The 15,019-nt window shown below is 63.9% G+C and carries 14 protein-coding genes and 1 tRNA gene; 7 read left to right on the top strand and 8 right to left on the bottom strand.

Going from position 1 to position 15,019, the window contains the following annotated elements:
* Positions 1 to 121: 121 nt before the first annotated feature.
* Positions 122 to 1,918 carry an adenylate/guanylate cyclase domain-containing protein gene (locus ABIB90_RS26585; protein ID WP_354128681.1) on the bottom strand — a complete coding sequence of 599 codons (1,797 nt, stop codon included), beginning with the start codon at positions 1,916 to 1,918 and terminating at the stop codon, positions 122 to 124.
* Between the two features lie 246 nt (positions 1,919 to 2,164).
* On the opposite strand from ABIB90_RS26585, the gene ABIB90_RS26580 reads away from it, so the two are divergent.
* Entirely contained in the window at positions 2,165 to 2,797 is a 633-nt protein-coding gene (locus ABIB90_RS26580; RefSeq protein WP_219680653.1) for a LysE family translocator, read from the top strand.
* Positions 2,798 to 2,803: 6 nt separating this feature from the next.
* On the opposite strand, the gene ABIB90_RS26575 is transcribed toward ABIB90_RS26580, so the two are convergent.
* The gene (locus tag ABIB90_RS26575) at positions 2,804 to 3,556 is read right to left on the bottom strand and encodes a sulfite exporter TauE/SafE family protein (RefSeq protein ID WP_007597114.1); all 753 of its coding nucleotides are present in this window, start codon (positions 3,554 to 3,556) and stop codon (positions 2,804 to 2,806) included.
* An 89-nt stretch (positions 3,557 to 3,645) separates the two neighbouring features.
* Here ABIB90_RS26575 and ABIB90_RS26570 point away from each other — a divergent pair, with 89 nt between their 5' ends.
* Entirely contained in the window at positions 3,646 to 4,536 is an 891-nt protein-coding gene (locus tag ABIB90_RS26570; protein ID WP_007597112.1) for a LysR substrate-binding domain-containing protein, read from the top strand.
* 8 nt (positions 4,537 to 4,544) lie between these two features.
* Here ABIB90_RS26570 and ABIB90_RS26565 read toward each other — a convergent pair whose 3' ends face one another.
* The 3 genes from ABIB90_RS26565 to ABIB90_RS26555 all read right to left on the bottom strand — a co-directional run bounded on the left by ABIB90_RS26565 (position 4,545) and on the right by ABIB90_RS26555 (position 7,739).
* Positions 4,545 to 5,510 (bottom strand): Bug family tripartite tricarboxylate transporter substrate binding protein, encoded by a 966-nt coding sequence (locus tag ABIB90_RS26565; RefSeq protein ID WP_354201670.1) that lies wholly within the window; start codon positions 5,508 to 5,510, stop codon positions 4,545 to 4,547.
* Between the two features lie 17 nt (positions 5,511 to 5,527).
* Positions 5,528 to 6,310 (bottom strand): histidinol-phosphatase, encoded by a 783-nt coding sequence (hisN, locus tag ABIB90_RS26560; protein ID WP_219680659.1) that lies wholly within the window; start codon positions 6,308 to 6,310, stop codon positions 5,528 to 5,530.
* Between the two features lie 538 nt (positions 6,311 to 6,848).
* On the bottom strand, positions 6,849 to 7,739 hold the full coding sequence (locus ABIB90_RS26555) for an N-formylglutamate amidohydrolase (protein WP_007597106.1): 891 nt from the start codon (positions 7,737 to 7,739) through the stop codon (positions 6,849 to 6,851).
* Positions 7,740 to 8,140: 401 nt separating this feature from the next.
* Between ABIB90_RS26555 and cpdR the strand changes: the two genes are divergently transcribed.
* Together cpdR and ABIB90_RS26545 are read left to right on the top strand one after the other, a co-directional pair.
* Positions 8,141 to 8,500, top strand: coding sequence for a cell cycle two-component system response regulator CpdR (gene cpdR, locus ABIB90_RS26550; protein WP_007597092.1), 360 nt, complete (start codon positions 8,141 to 8,143; stop codon positions 8,498 to 8,500).
* A gap of 74 nt (positions 8,501 to 8,574) precedes the next feature.
* A tRNA-Val gene (locus ABIB90_RS26545) sits at positions 8,575 to 8,649 on the top strand.
* 190 nt (positions 8,650 to 8,839) lie between these two features.
* On the opposite strand, the gene ABIB90_RS26540 is transcribed toward ABIB90_RS26545, so the two are convergent.
* The gene (locus ABIB90_RS26540) at positions 8,840 to 9,538 is read right to left on the bottom strand and encodes a DUF4440 domain-containing protein (protein WP_354201669.1); all 699 of its coding nucleotides are present in this window, start codon (positions 9,536 to 9,538) and stop codon (positions 8,840 to 8,842) included.
* Between the two features lie 100 nt (positions 9,539 to 9,638).
* Between ABIB90_RS26540 and ABIB90_RS26535 the strand changes: the two genes are divergently transcribed.
* Together ABIB90_RS26535 and ABIB90_RS26530 are read left to right on the top strand one after the other, a co-directional pair.
* On the top strand, positions 9,639 to 9,881 hold the full coding sequence (locus ABIB90_RS26535; protein ID WP_035995285.1) for a hypothetical protein: 243 nt from the start codon (positions 9,639 to 9,641) through the stop codon (positions 9,879 to 9,881).
* 202 nt (positions 9,882 to 10,083) lie between these two features.
* Positions 10,084 to 11,358 carry a lipase family protein gene (locus tag ABIB90_RS26530; RefSeq protein WP_354201668.1) on the top strand — a complete coding sequence of 425 codons (1,275 nt, stop codon included), beginning with the start codon at positions 10,084 to 10,086 and terminating at the stop codon, positions 11,356 to 11,358.
* Here ABIB90_RS26530 and ABIB90_RS26525 read toward each other — a convergent pair.
* Both ABIB90_RS26525 and ABIB90_RS26520 read right to left on the bottom strand, forming a co-directional pair.
* On the bottom strand, positions 11,355 to 12,446 hold the full coding sequence (locus ABIB90_RS26525; RefSeq protein WP_219680668.1) for an enolase C-terminal domain-like protein: 1,092 nt from the start codon (positions 12,444 to 12,446) through the stop codon (positions 11,355 to 11,357). The genes ABIB90_RS26530 and ABIB90_RS26525 overlap by 4 nt on opposite strands.
* Positions 12,447 to 12,836: 390 nt before the next feature.
* Positions 12,837 to 14,060 (bottom strand): ABC transporter substrate-binding protein, encoded by a 1,224-nt coding sequence (locus ABIB90_RS26520; RefSeq protein WP_354201677.1) that lies wholly within the window; start codon positions 14,058 to 14,060, stop codon positions 12,837 to 12,839.
* A 449-nt stretch (positions 14,061 to 14,509) separates the two neighbouring features.
* Between ABIB90_RS26520 and ABIB90_RS26515 the strand changes: the two genes are divergently transcribed.
* Positions 14,510 to 14,671 carry a response regulator gene (locus ABIB90_RS26515; protein WP_219680670.1) on the top strand — a complete coding sequence of 54 codons (162 nt, stop codon included), beginning with the start codon at positions 14,510 to 14,512 and terminating at the stop codon, positions 14,669 to 14,671.
* Positions 14,672 to 15,019: the final 348 nt, after the last annotated feature.

The following is a 15,019-nucleotide window of genomic DNA, read 5'->3' as shown; positions in this document are numbered from 1 at the left end:
CGGAAAGTCCTGACAAACCGACAACACGTTATACTACTTCAGCGTGTAGCGGAGTGTGGCTGAATTCACTGTCGTGTCAATAAAGGCGGAGGGGACATTGCCGGGTGGCCGCGGCTGGCCCTCAGGATTCGGCGACGCGTTTGACGTCGCTCAAGACCAGGGTCAGTTTGCCGAGCGGCACGCCCGCATTCAAGAGTCCGGCGCGGTAATGGGCGAGGTCCTCGGGCCGCTTCCAGTGGAAATTGCGCAAATGGCGGTCGACATTGAGTGTCGGGTAATTAGCCATGAGCACGCGGGTCGCCTCGACCGCCTCGTCGCCCCGCCCCAATTGCGCCAGCGCCGCGGCGCGGATTGCCAGCGCCTGCAAATGGTTCGGGTTGATGTAGAGTTGCTCTCGAGCCCATGACAGGGTCGCGTCATATTGGCCCAGCAAATAATGGCTGAAGGCGTTCAGTGCGGCCCATTGGTAGCGCGGATCGCTGTTGTCGCGCTGTGCGGCCATCGAGAACAGCTCGATCGCCTCGCGGTGCTCGCCGACGGCGAAATGGCAGATGCCGAGCACGCCGCGCGCGCCGTTGTCGTAGGGGTTGAGCGCGACGGCGCGTTTGGCGGCATCCATCGCGGCCTCGTAATGGCCCTCCAGCGCGTGGGTCCAGGACAGGATCGAGAACGCAAATGACGAGCGCGGGTCGAGCCGGACGCTGGTTTCGGCAAGCTTCATCGCCTCGGCCCACATCTCGCGCGTGCCCTTGACCCAGCCGAAATGGATACTCTGGATCTGGATCGTGGCGAGATAGGCATGCGCAATCGACAGCTTGGGCTCGAGCCTGATGGCCTCCCGGAACAGGTCGACGGCGATGGCCAGGTCTTCCTTGGTTTGCCGATAATAGTGCGACAGCCCTTTGAGGAAGCGGTCCCAGGCAGTGACGTCGGTCGAGAGCCGCGCCGGCGCCGAGGCCTCGGCCCGGACGATCTCGGTGGCGATGGCGGCGGACAGGTTGGTGGTGATCTCGTCCTGCATGGCGAAGAGATCGCCGATGTCGCGGTCGTAGCGGCCCGTCCAGAGCTGCTCGCCGGTCTCCGGCGCGATCAGCTCTGCGGTGACGCGGATCTTGGCTCCGGCACGCCGCACCGAGCCCTGGATCAGATAGCTAGCGTCGATCTCCCGCGCGATCAGGCGGGTGCTGACGTTGTTGCCCTTGAACACGAAGGTCGAGTTGCGGCTCAGCACGCGATAGAAGGATTGCAGCGACAGCGCGTGAATCAAATCCTCGGTCAGGCCGTCGGAAAAATACTCGTCCTGGGCGTCGCTGAGATTGGCGAAAGGCAGCACGCCGACGATCGCGGTGCGGTACTGCTGCGAGAGGGCGGATGCCTCCCTCAGCGCGGGCGCAAGCGCCGGTGCACCCTCAGGCGTCCAGGTCCAGACCCCGATCGGATCCTTGATGTTCTTGAAGCGGTGGTTGCCGGCATCGACCAGCGGCACGGTGAGATGCTTGCCGGCCTCCTTGTAGGCCTTGGCCGAGATCGCGAAGCCGCCGGGGCTCGCCACGGCTTCGAGGCGGACGGCAATGTTGACATCGTCACCGAAGACCTCGTCCTCGTCGGCGATGACATCACCCATATGGATCCCGAGGCGGAACTGCATGGCGCGATCGGCGGGCAGATGGTGATTGCGCTCCGCCATCAGCGTCTGCATCGCGATCGCGGCCTCGGTGGCGCCGACGATCGAGGGGAATTCCAGCAGGAAGCCGTCGCCGGTGTTTTTGACGACGCGGCCGCCGTGATTGAGGATGATGGGGTGGATCGCGCTGCGATGGGCCTTGAAGGCGGCATGGGTGCCGGCCTCATCGGTGCCCATCATGCGCGAATAGCCGGCGACATCGGCGCAGACAATGGCAGCCAGACGTCTTTCCATATTCCGGAGCTCCAAGAGACTTGCAAGAGACTTGGAAGAGATCGAGGACCGGCCACGGCGTGGCCGTCGCCTCGAATCCCGCGTTCAAAGAACCCGTTCCTTATAGAGCAGATGAGGCCGAGCGAAAGTACGAACCGCATTGCAAATTCGAGGTAAATCCTCGGCAATCCCGGCAGTGGACGGGGACGAGCGAACCCACTAAGCCGGCCTCTTGGGCCACGGTTGGGCGGCGGAGGTACGTCACACATGCTGGGCATTCACGAAATCTGGCTCTTCGTCCTGTCGGGCGTGCTGCTCAACATCACGCCGGGGCCCGATACGGTCTATGTGATCGGCCGCAGCATGCAGCTGGGCTGGCGAGGTGGCGCCGCGGCCGCGCTGGGCATCAGTTGCGGCTGCTTTTTCCATGTCGCGGGCGCCGCGATCGGGCTTTCGGCCCTGCTGATGGCCTCATCGACCGCGTTCTCGATCCTGAAGCTGGTTGGAGCGGCCTATCTCGTCGTGACCGGGCTTCAGATGCTGTGGTCGCGCCCGGTGCCGGCCTCGGCCATCGACGAGCCGGTGCAGAGCTCGCTGCGGAGGGTATTCCTCCAGGGCGTCTTCACCAACGCGCTCAATCCCAAGGTCGCGCTGTTCTTCCTGGCCTTCCTGCCGCAATTCGTCGCAGCCGACTCGGCGCACAAGCCGCTCGCCTTCCTGACGCTCGGCCTGATCTTCATCTGCACGGGAACGCTGTGGTGCCTGGTGCTGGCGGCGTTCGCGGCAAGGGCCGCCCACCGCCTGCGGAGCTCCGAAGGCGCGATCGCCTGGGTCAACCGTGCCCTCGGCGGCCTCTTCATCTATCTCGGCGTCCGCGTCGCCATGCTGGAGACGCGGTAACTTCTTTTACGCGAATTCCTTCAGCAGCGCGCTGCCGGCGAGATAGAGGCCGAGCAGGATCATCGCGATCAGGAACCAGCGGCGAAACGCTTCCGCCGGCATCCGCGCCCGCACCGTTTGGCCGATGTACATGCCGGCAAACGCGCACGCCATGCCGACGGCGCCCGGCACCGCATTGGCCGGCGTCAGCAATCCGCCCGCGGTGAGGTTGAAGGCGAGCGCCAATGTCGCCGTCGTGAAGAACACGCCGAGCGCCTGCACCAGCTCGTCCTTCTCCATGCCGATCGCCTGCATGAACGGCATCGAGGGGATCACCTGCACGCCGGTCGAGGCCGAGATCACGCCGGTGACCACACCGACGACGCCACCGACCCATTTCTCGTTCTTTGGCGCAACGTGAAACTGGAATTTGTTCAGCCCGATGATCGCGTAGATGACGAGCAGGACGCCGAGCACGATCGTGCCGTAGCGCGCATGCGGGCCGGTGAGCGCGCCGGCATTGAGCCAGCACCCGATCACGGTGCCGATCATCAGCGGCCACAGCCGCCGCAGGATGTCGCGCAAATGGGGGCCGACGAAAGTCTGCCAGATGTTGGTGACGATGGCGGGCACGATCACGATGGCGATCGCGCGGCTCGGCGCCATGCTCACGGCGAGCAGTCCCATGGACACCGTCGGCAGGCCAAGCCCGACCACGCCCTTGACGAAGCCGGCGAGCAGGAAGATGGCGGCGATGAGAATGAGGAGCGGGTCGATCATATCTGCACATTGACCGATGCCGCGCGTCGGCACAATCTGTAGCTTACGGAGAAAGCCTTCGTCTGGAGCGAAGGCTGGAGGGACCCGGGATGCGCTTCGACCTCGTCGACCTCCAGCTGTTTATCGCGGTCGCCGACCAGCGCAGCATCACCCGCGGCGCGGAGCGGTCGCATCTGGCGCTAGCCTCAGCCAGCGCGCGCATCAAGGGGCTGGAGGATGCGCTCGGCGTCGCGCTGCTCAAGCGCGGGCGCCGCGGCGTTGAGTTGACCTCGGCCGGCGAGAGCCTGCTCGATCACGCCCGTCTCGTCATTCACCAGATCGACGCCATGCGGGGCGATCTCGCCGGCTTTGCCAGCGGCGTGCGCGCGAGCGTGCATTTCCTCGCGAATACCTCCGGCCTCTCGGAGCATCTGCCGAAGGCGCTTGCCGGCTTCCTGCGCGAGCATCGCGACGTCGCCATCGACATCGAGGAGCGCGAGAGCACCGACATCGCGGCCGCGATCACTGCGGGCGCGGCCGATCTCGGCTTCGCAGCCGAGCACGCGCTGCCCGATCATATCGAGCGATTCGCCTTCAGCGAGGATCGCCTGACGCTGGTGACGTCCAGGCGCGGCCCGTTCGCCGGCCGCCGCGCGATCGATTTCCAGGAGGCGGGCGCTTGCGACTTCGTCGGGCTCACCAGCGCCACCGCGCTTCAGGTGCATATTTCGAAGCACGCCGCTCGGCTCGGCATGCGGCCGCATTACCGCGCACGCCTGCGCGATTTCGACGCGATCTGCCAGATGGTCGCCGCCGATGTCGGCGTTGCCCTGGTGCCCGAAGCCGCGGCCCGCCGCTGCGCGAAACTGATGCCGCTTGCCATGGTCCGCCTGCGCGATACCTGGGCCAACCGCAAACTCGTGATCTGCGCGCGAAGCTTCAAGACGCTGCCGCGCCCGGCAAAGATGCTGGTGGAGCATTTGCGGTCTGCGGCAGTGTGAGCTCTGCGCTACCTCGCGGTCTCCACGCCAGCGTCCTTGATCACCTTCGCCCATTTCTTGGTCTCGTCCGCGATGAAGCTGCGAAAATGCTCCGGCTCATCGCCGACAAGCGTCGCGCCCTGGGCGGCGAGCTTTTCCTTCACCGCGGGATCCGCCATCGCCTTCGTGGCGAGGGCATGCAGCGCCGCGACGATCTCCTTCGGCGTGCCCTTCGGCGCCACCATGCCGTACCAGTTCTCGATGCGCAGATCGGCAAAGCCGGCTTCCGCCGTGGTCGGCACGTCAGGCGCCGTCGGCGAACGCTCGGCGGAGCCCACCGCGATCGGCCGCAGGGCGCCCGCCTTGACCTGCGGCAGCAGCACGGGGAGATCCAGGAACGTCATCTGCACCTGCTGGCCCAGCAGATCGTTCACGGCGGGCGCCGCGCCGCGATAGGGCACGTGCACGATGCCGATCTTCGCCGTCAGCTTGAACAATTCGCCGGCGAGATGCGGCAGGCTGCCGGGGCCGGAGGAGGCGAAGTTGAGCTTTCCGGGCTGCGCCTTGGCGAGCGCGATCAATTCCGCGATGTCCTTTGCGGGAACGTTGGTGGCGACAACGAGCATTTCCGGCACGGTCGCCACCAGCGTCACTGGTGTGAGGTCGTTGAGCGTATCGTAGGCGACCCTCTCCATGCTCGGGCTGATCGCCAGCGCGCCGGCGCTGGAGATCGCGATGGTGTAGCCGTCGGGTGCAGCCTTGGAGACGGCATCGGTGCCGAGCACGCCGCCCTGGCCGCCGCGATTGTCGATCAGCACCGGCTGTCCTGACAGCTCCGACATGCGCTGGCCGATCACCCGCGCGATGATGTCGTTGGGGCCGCCGGCCGGGAACGGCACGATCAGCTTGATCGGCTTGGCCGGGAAGTTCTGGGCGCAGGCCAGTGTCGGAACCAGAAGCAAGGCGGCGAGAAGGAGCGTGCGCCGGTTGGTCATGCAGGCTCCTATATCGCCTATCCGTTGAGCAGTTTCAGTGCTTCTTCGTGAACCCTGGCGTCGCCGGCCGCGACGATACGGCCGCCGCCCTGCGCCGGCTTGCCTTCCCAGGTGGTGACGACGCCGCCGGCGCCGGTCACGATCGGGATCAGGGCTGCGATGTCGTAAGGCTTCAGCTCGGTCTCAACCACGAGATCGACGTGACCTGCCGCCAGCATGCAATAGGAGTAGCAGTCGCCGCCATAGCGCGACAGCCGCGCGCCCTGCTCGATGCGGCCGAAGATGGCGCGGTCGCGCTCGTTCATCAGCAGCGGGCTGGTGGTGTAGGTCGTCGCCTCCGACAGCGAAGCACAGCGCCGGACCTGGAGCCGGCGCTCGCCGGAGGGGCCTTTATAATGAGCGGAGCCGCTGTCGCCGGAAAAGCGTTCGCCGATGAAGGGCTGGTGCATCATGCCGTAGACCGGCGTGCCCTTGTGCAGGAGCGCGATCAGGGTGCCCCAGATCGGAAAGCCGCCGATGAAGGATTTGGTGCCGTCGATGGGGTCGAGCACCCAGACATAGTCCGAATCCTCGCGCTCGTTGCCGAATTCCTCGCCAACGATGCCGTGCTGGGGAAAGTTGGCCTTGATCAGACGCCGCATCACCGCCTCCGCAGCGCGATCGGCCTCGGTCACGGGGTCGAATTCCCTAGTCTTGCTCTTGTCCTCGATCGACAGCGAGGTGCGGAAGAACGGCAGGATGGTTTCGCCGGAGGCGGTGGCGAGCCGTCCGATGAAGGCGGAGAAATCGATCACCGTCACGGCGTATCCTCAAAAAGCGAAAGTCGGGTGAAGCTCACTCCTGCCTAGCTCAAATCGGAAGAATCGTGCAGCGCTGTCTTGCTTTTGCACCCTGGTATTTTGGATGCGGGAAGCATTCGCCTCGTCGAAGACACCCGCTGGGCAAATATCGATCATTGAGTTGAAACCTTAGTTCCGGGCCTGCCTTGTTCGTATGCAAATGACTATCAACCCATTGAATTTCCTTATCAAAGGAACTGAATCTGGGTTTCTCTGGAAGCAACCGAGCTATGTCCTCATTGCATGGGAAATCGCTCGAAAGCCCTTGCACTTTGTGCGTCGCGGCCGCATATTGTTGCGGTGCGGTAGCGCTTCTCGCGTTACTGCTGCCCTCCTTGGGCGTTTCCTCCCTAGACTTGGGCCGCTTCTTCATTAGAAGCGGCCCTTTTTTCTTTCAGCCTCTGCTTTCTCTCAGCATCGGCTTTCATTTCAATGCGCGCCGCGAAACGCGTTCGCGCTGATCGCACCCAACACAATCGTTAGAAGAAAAACGTTGCGCCTATTCCGCCGCGGCCTGGAACGGGCCGAGATCGCCGAACGGGACCGTAGTCGCCAGCACGTCGGCGAGCACGCCGAAGTCCGACGCCACTTGCGCAAAGCGTGGACTGCGCTCGCGCCGCCGCTCGTCCATGTAGATTGCGCGGTTGAGCTCGAGCTGCACGGCGTGCAGGCCACTGGCCGGGTTGCCGTAATGCTCGGTGATGAAGCCGCCGGCATAGGGCTTGTTGCGGCCGATCGAATAGCCGAGGCCGGCCATGGTCTCCTCGACCCGGTCGGGCAATAGCGGCGTGCAGCTCGTGCCGTAGCGGTCGCCGATCACGATGTCGGGCCGGCGCGGCTCGTCGCGGGAGACGCCGACCGAGGGCATCGAATGGCAGTCGACCAGCACGACGGTGCCGAACATCTGGTGCACCCTGTTGATCAGCCGGCGCAGCGCGCGATGATAGGGCTTGTACAACGTCTCGATCCGCCCCAGCGCGTCGTCGACCAGGATGCGCTCGCGATAGATCTCCTGGCCGTCGCCGACCACGCGCGGAATGGTGCCAAGTCCGCCGGCAACCCGCATCGAGCGGGTGTTGGCAAAGCTCGGCAGGCGCCCGGTGAACATCCGGGGATCGAGCTCGTAGGGCTCGCGGTTGACGTCGACATAGGAGCGCGGAAAGTTGACCCGCACGGTCGGAAAGCCGCGCTCGCTGAGATGGCCGATCAGCTCGTCCATGAAGGAATCTTCGGAACGCCGCAGCGTCGGCAGGTCGATCCTGGAGGCGCTGAGAAATTCGTCCGGATAGGTCGAGCCGGAATGGGGCGAGTTGAAGATTACCGGCGCGCGCCATTGCGCGGGCTCAACGATCTCGAAGGCTGGCGACTTGTCGCCGTCAAACCGGGTCATCTTCTCAGGCTTCGTCCCTTGGTGTCAGGCTTCGTCCCTTGGCAATCAGGCTTTGCCCGTTGGTATCAGGCTTCACCCTTGGCGCCGCACGATCCAACAAGCCCGGCACCGGCCTCAACGCATTGATTCGGCCGATCGGGCGGCTCTTATGTGTCGTCATTGTCCGGAATCGCAACCATCCTGCCAAGCGAAAAGATGAGATCTGTGCTGGAACATGTCTTAACCCTGCGGGCAGCGAGGTGGGGACCGGCAGGTACGGCTCGATTGCTTCGAACTGCTTTCAGGTTCACAAGGGGCCGGCAAGCACAGCCGGCTGAGGGTAAAGATTTTCACCCCAAATTTACCCTCCGTCGGGCTTAGTGACCTCTGCTGATATCCTCTGGGGATTCGACATTTCCGCCATGCCAAAGATCCTGCTCGCCGAAGACGACAACGACATGCGCCGTTTCCTGGTCAAGGCGCTGGAAAACGCCGGTTTTCAGGTCTCGTCCCACGATAACGGCATGGCCGCCTATCAGCGGCTGCGGGAAGAGCCGTTCGAAATGCTGCTCACAGACATCGTGATGCCGGAGATGGACGGCATCGAGCTCGCCCGCCGGGCCTCGGAACTCGACCCCGACATCAAGATCATGTTCATCACCGGCTTCGCCGCGGTCGCCCTGAACTCGGATTCGGACGCCCCCAAGAACGCCAAGGTGCTGTCCAAGCCTGTGCATTTGCGCGAATTGGTCAGCGAAGTGAACAAGATGCTGGCGGCCTAAATCGGCCGCCTTCCGTCCTTGCACCGGCTCCCCTGAGCCGTTATAGGGACCCGACCCGATCTAGACGACATCTAGGGCGCGTAGCTCAGCGGGAGAGCACTACCTTGACATGGTAGGGGTCACAGGTTCGATCCCTGTCGCGCCCACCATCCTTCGCTCGCGATGGCCGAGTGAAGGATGCCACGCCGAAGCCCAAGGGGCGCAGGCGGGCTGCCGCCGCGAGCTACGGCTCGGCAAGCCACCAATCTGATTGCGGCGAAGCGTGTCCGGCGTAGCTCGAAGAGCGTAGACGGACTGCTGCGCCTTGCTCATTTCCCCAGCCGAGAGTTCGGCTCGCCCCTATTTCAGTTCCGTATTCGCGACCGGAAGGATGGAGGCGACGTGCCAGCCGTCCGCGTCCTGAACGTAGGTCTGGCTGATCAGAAACGTGTTCTGTTGTGGCGGCTTGCCCGGAAGGCCGCGCGTAAAGACGATCGGCACGAGGACCTGCATGACCTCGTTCGAGATCACGGCGACGTGGAATTTCGACATGTCGGGTTCGAGGTGCCAGGTGCCTTCGTAATACGCCTTGAAGCGGTCGGCGATCGGATCACGGCCTCTGGTCTCGATCCCTCTCGCAAACAACAGCGTGCTCGGCGAATTCCAGAGCATGGCCTTCACATCGTTTGCGCTATGCGCATTCTGCGCGGCAATGAACTTGTCGAAGATGGCTCGCGCCTCGGCATCATTTGCGGCAGCGCGCGCAGGTCCGGCTGGCCAGAACGTTGCGGCGAAAAACAGCGCTGCGGTCATCACGGCAAGATGGGGGCGTCGCGCAATCGGTCGTGACCCGGCGCTGGCCAAAAACTTCCTGGGAAGGATCATGTTCACCTCGTTGTTTGCCGGCTGGCGTTTTGAATGCTGGTTGTCATACCATTGATCGCTTCGCTGATTTTTCAGGATCGCGCGATCAGAGCTCACAGCTGCATCACAGATGCGTTGGATCAGGCTGTCGGATGCCGCGGGACGTAACCGGCAAGCTCTCGCCGCCGGCGTCAAGTTGAGTTATCGTCTTGCAGTGTCATTAGCTCGGATGACATCCGGGCCGCGATGCCGCCTGGCGCGATCCGGCCACATCACGGTGAAGGGAATGCGCACCATGCGAGGGAGCTGTCTTGCCGTGGCGATATTGTCGCTGATGGCGTCGCGGGCCGACGCAGCCATCATCGACTGGCAGGCTGAGCTCCAGCGCTGCCGCGCGCTGCGCGAAAACGTGGCGCCACTGCTGCAGGCCGGCCAAGGAATATCCGCAGTCGGCCGCTCCAATACGGCCGTGCGCCGTTGCATCTGGATCCAGCGCCGGGCGGTGCGCAAGAAAATCCCCGGCGCGGAGACCTGGTAGCTACGCAGACCGGCATCTGCCCATCTCTGAACAGACGTGTCCGAAAAGACGTGTCTGCAAAAAACTTGCCTGAAATAGACTTGCCTCAAATAGACTTGGACCCGCGCACGATCGTCTCCATAATCGACGCGGAAAGTGCATTGCTGCGGCAATCAACCCGCCAACAAAAATGCGGCACACTGCAAGGGAACTGGAGACGCCGATGTTCAAAACCCCGAGTCCGAAATTCGTGATGGCGCTCGCCGTCGTCACAGGCCTCGCGATGGCGCAAGCCCACGCGGATTCGTCGCTGCCGGTGGGACCGAAAGTCGGCGATCGGGACCTGTCCGGCTTTTATCGCTGGCCCCAAGCCCTCCCAGAAAGCCCCGGCGTGATGCTGCGCAGGGAGGCGATGCTTGCGCAGCCGGAGATCACGAGCGCCGGTGTCGCCGAGCGCATCCTCTACACGTCCACGGATGTGCGCTGGCACGCCGGTATCGTGCCGGTGAGCGGTACGGTCTATCTGCCCAAGGGCGAGCCGCCGGCCGGAGGCTGGCCGCTGGTCGCGTGGGCGCACGGCACGCTCGGCGTGTCGGATTCCTGTGCGCCGTCCTGGACCGGGCACAAGCCGCGCGATGCCACCTACATCCAGCGCTGGCTCGAGAACGGGTTTGCGGTGGTGGCGACCGATTATCAGGGGCTCGGCGGCGCGGGGCCGCATCCGTATCTGATCTGGGAGGCGGAAGGGCGCTCCGTGCTCGACGGCGCGCGTGCTGCGCTCGCCGCGTATCGCGACAAGCTCGCTTCAAAGGTTTTCGTCACCGGACAATCGCAAGGCTCGGGCGCCGCAATCGGCGCGACCGTGATCACGGAAAGCTACGCGCCCGACGTGCCGCTGATCGCCACCGTGGCGACGGGCCTGGTGTCCACGTTCCCCGATGGCCCCTATAAGCCGCCGCAGACGACCGCGATCGCTTCGCCGATCTATACGTCGCTGATGATGCTCGGCGGCTCGTTGCCGGATGGCGCGCCGTCCGCCGACGATCTCGTCTCCGACAAGGGCAAGCCGGTCCTGAAAGCGGCGCGTGAAAGCTGCACGCCTGAGATGCGCGAGGTCGCGCGCAAGGACGGCATTACCGCCGAGAACGTCTATGTCGAGCCCATCGCCAATGTGCTGGCGCGGTTGACGCCGATCACGGACATGAAGGCCGTGCGGCTGAAGGTGCCGGTGCTGCTCGGGACCGGTCTTGCCGATTCCACGCTGGTCCCGACACGGCAATATGCCGAAGTCGCGGCGCTGTGCGCGGCCGGCAACGAGGTGGTCTGGAAGACTTATCCCGGCGCGACGCACAATGGCGGCCTGAACGCGGCCTTCCCGGATGCGCTCGCGTTCTTCCGCGGCATGCTCGCCGGACAAAAGCCGCAGGCCAATTGCGCGGGAATTGCCGAGCCCGGCGCTCCGGGCGAGGCCGCGAAGGGCATCGCTTTCAACGATTAGCTCACGAGATACTTCTTCACCGCCGCCTCGTCCCACACAATTCCGTTGCCGGGCTCCTCGCCCGGCAGGGCAAAGCCGTCCTTGACGATCAGCCGCGTTGAAAGCACCGCGTCGGCCCAGTCGACATATTCGAGCCAGTGCGCGGTGGGCGTTACGCACAAAAGATGCGCGCTGACTTCCGAGAACAGATGCGTCGACATCTCGATGCCGGCGGCGTGCGCCAGCGCGGCGGCGCGCAGCCAGCCGGTGACGCCGCCGATGCGCTGCACGTCGGGCATCACGAAGTCGCAGGCCTCGGCGGAGAGCGCGGATTGCATCGCGAACGCGCTGTCGAAATTCTCGCCGATCTGGACCGGCGTGCGCAGCGCGTCCGCGATACGGGCGTTGCCCTCATAATCGTCGTGACGGATCGGCTCCTCGATCCAGGTCAGCCCCTCGTCGTCGAGCATCTCGCCGCGGCGGATCGCCTCGGTCACCGTCAGCGCCTGGTTGTAGTCGCACATCAGCGTCACGTCGTCGCCGACGGCCTTGCGCACCGCGCGCACCACCTTGAGGTCTTCCCGCGCATCGGGACGGCCGACTCGGATCTTTGCGGCCTGAAAGCCCTCGGCCAGCAGCTTGTGGGCTTCCTCCACCGCGGCATCCGCCGGCATGATGCCGAGCCCCTTCGAATTGTAGGCCCTGACCGGTTTTGGCGCGCCGCCGAGCAGCCGCGCCAGCGGCAGGCCGCGTGCGCGTGCCAACGCGTCCCACGCCGCCATGTCGATGCCGGATTGCGCCAGCCGCTGCAGGCCGGCGAGGCCGAGCAGGGTGAAGCGCTGGGTCAGCTTGCGCTCGATCTCGAACGGCAGCAGCTCGTCGCCCGCAAGCAGCTCTGACATTTCCGCGACCATTGCCGTCAACGGCTTCAAGGCCGACGGCGTGATCGAGAACAGATAGGCGTGCCCTACGGCACCCTTGTCGGTCTCGCAGTCGATCAGCACCAGCGGCGCCTTGGCAACCGCACCGGTCGAGGTCTGGAGCGGCAGTTTCATCGGCACGATCACGGCGCGGGCAGTGAAGCGCCTGATGCGGATGGTCTCGGTCATTCGGATGATCTCCGGAAGTGAATGCAGGTTCGTGCCGATCTTAAACGTCTGTGATGAAACGAAAAGCCGCCGACCGCGACCACCATAAAATGGGGTTGCGCGGGAGTTGAAGCCGGCGTGAGAAGCCGAATTCAGTCCGGGCGTGCCCGGATGTTACCAAGACGCAGGTGCGTCGCCTCTCCCGCTTGCGTGAGAGGTCGGCGCCGTCCGGGCGATGCGAAGCATCGTCCCGCGCGCCGGGTGAGGGCTTTCTCCTCTTGGGGGCTCTCGATTGCGGATGCACCGTCTCCCCAACCCTCCCCCGCAAGCGGGGGAGGGAGCGCACCTCTCCCTTCGATGCGATAAACGCCGACGCTCCCTCAAGCGGGCAACTGCCCTGCCCGAGTCAGCTCACCGCGCCGCGCCTTCCGTGAAGGCCGTCTCGATCACATCGCCGAAGGGTTGCCAGGAGCGGCCGTCGAACTGGACCAGCCGCATCTGCCTGATCGGCAGGTAGCTGTTCGGCGAGGTGTTCATCCTGATGTTGGGCAGCGCGACCGAGGGTTGATAATTCCTCAGCGAAGCCGCCTGACGCATGATGTTCTCGCGCGAGAAATCATCGCCGCATTGCTTCAGCACCTGCGTCAGCGCCTCGGCCGCGGCATAGCCATAGAGCGCCGCGCTGCTGTTGGTGCTTTCGTCGTGATGGTATTTGTCCATGAAGGCGAACCAGTCCTTCATGGCGGGATCGTCCTTCCATGCGGGATCGCTAGGATCCTTCAGGAAGGCCGCCGAGATCACGCCGGAGGAATTCTCTAGGCCTGCGGGCGCCATCGCGTTGGCGATCGAGGCCGAGGCGTCGTTGACGATGAAGACCGGGCGCCATTTCATTGACGCTGCCAGCTTGATCACCTTGGACGCCGTCGACGGTACGCCGAGAAAGACGAAAATATCGGCACCGGCGCGCTTGAGGATCGAGACGTGTCCGTCGAGATGCTCGTCGGCAATGTCGAAGGCGATGTCGACGAGGACGAGACGGTTCAGATCGCCAAGGCCTTCCTCCATGCCCTTGAGAAGCGCACGCCCGAACTGGTCGTTCTGCCAGAGCACCACGATCTTCTTCCTGGGATAATAGGCCTGGAGATAGTTGGCGTAGATGCGCCCCTCCGACCGGAACGACGGCTGCCAGCCCATGGTCCAGGGAAACGCCTTGGCCTGGCTCAGCTCCTCGTCGCCGGAGGCGACGAACAGCTGCGGAATCTTCTTCGCGTTCAGATACCAGCGCGCGGCGAGATTGCCCGGCGTGCCGAACGAGCCGAACATCAAATGCACGTCGTCCGTCTCGACCAGCTTGCGGGTCAGCTCCAGCGCGGTCGTGGGGTCGGAATTGTCGTCGCGGGTGATGAAGCGGATCTTGCGGCCGTTGATGCCGCCGCGCGCATTGATCATGTCGAAATAGGCGGCTTCCGCCTGGCCAATGGCGCCGAACTCCGAGAGGGGTCCCGAATAGGGCATGACATTGCCGATGCGGATTTCGTTGTCGGCGGTGGGTTGATCGGCGCGCTCCTGCGACATCGCCCCGAGCGAGGCGTAGGAGATGATCAGAACGAACAGCAGCCTGCCGGTGACGCGCATGCTCGACACCTTGTCGTTGGCCCCCAACGAGGTCGGCTCACTCCGCAGCAAGGCGATTGATCTACGTCAAGCGTTTGTCAAAGCTGTGGCCGGACGGCGGGCTTCTTGCCGGCCGAACGGAATGGCAAGCGTATTGACGTGCCGACCGTGGCGGGCCGTCCGCGGACCTCGAACTCGATCTCGACCCCGCGGTCGCGAAACCGGACGATACAGCGCAGGTTGCCGATGAAAAATGATTCTATCTGTGAAAGTTCACATTTGGGATAGCGGGCCTTAGTTTGGCTGGTGGTCAATATTGACCGGTGGCAGCAGAGCTTGCCGTTCCATCATGTTCCATCACCGCTCCCATTGGCATCCATCGATGACAGAGAGTATTGCGCTCCCGCCGGATCCAGGCAAGCCTCATGACCATTCAACGACCGCCTTGTCCTAAATGCCAGGCAACAACGATGCTGGTGCGCATCACACCTGGCCCCGCCGGTTTTGACATTCGTACCTTCGAATGTCCCGCTTGCGATTTCGTCGATCAGATCGCGGTCGATCTGGTCGACCCGATGAGATCGGCCCATACCTTGGCTTGGTTTCACAGCGAATTGCGGGCGCCTACGTAGGAACGCGCCCTACCCGGAACGATCGAGCGCCGAAAGCCTGGACGTGGGCGTTGGTTGAGAATAACCGATTGCAGCGCTCGGCTTGGCAGGGACGGTGACGTGCTCAGTATGGATCGGTCCGACCTTGAGTGTTCCGCTCAGCGCTATTCTTCAGCGATCTTAGTGCTGCGCTTTGACAAACATGTCGAAGGAGGGTTTCCGAAAGACGGACGACCAATTCTTTCAAGTCCTTGTTCTCCTTTTCGAGAGAGTGGAGGGCGCGCTCCATTCGCAGTTCGTCTTCGAGACTCCGGGGCCAAAGGGTTGGCTGTCTTCGCTCGGTGATCATCCCTTCCTCCCAACAGCGCT

It is taken from the genome of Bradyrhizobium sp. JR4.1, from assembly GCF_040548605.1.
Lineage (GTDB): Bacteria > Pseudomonadota > Alphaproteobacteria > Rhizobiales > Xanthobacteraceae > Bradyrhizobium > Bradyrhizobium canariense.
This window is presented reverse-complemented; position numbering and strand designations above follow the sequence as displayed.